This window comes from Tetzosporium hominis (assembly GCF_002265435.1).
Taxonomy (GTDB): domain Bacteria; phylum Bacillota; class Bacilli; order Bacillales_A; family Planococcaceae; genus Chryseomicrobium; species Chryseomicrobium hominis.
The window spans coordinates 1-253 of sequence record NZ_NOKQ01000387.1; the positions used below are offsets into that span (position 1 = coordinate 1).

Annotated in this window: 1 pseudogene; it reads right to left on the bottom strand. The window is 45.8% G+C overall.

The features are described from left to right. Positions 1-253 (bottom strand): annotated as a pseudogene (locus tag CF394_RS15495) (UbiD family decarboxylase domain-containing protein); the annotation flags it as partial.

Genomic DNA, 253 nt, shown 5'->3' on the forward strand with positions numbered 1-253 from the left:
CAAACAGGTTGATGTCTTCTGTGATTTCGTTTTCGTGAAACGGCGCTGTCTCCTCTCTTTGCACTTTTACTGGAAACTGATTATAACGGCGCGCGAACTCAAAGAATTGTTCTTTAACCGGCGTGTCTTTTGGAAGGCCGAGCATTAATGCGTGGTTCGGCCAGGAGCCGATTACATTCAGCGCGATTTGGGCATTGTTATAGCCGTAAATGTTGTTGAATAAAAGAGCGGGTGATTTGTCTCCGAGGTTGTT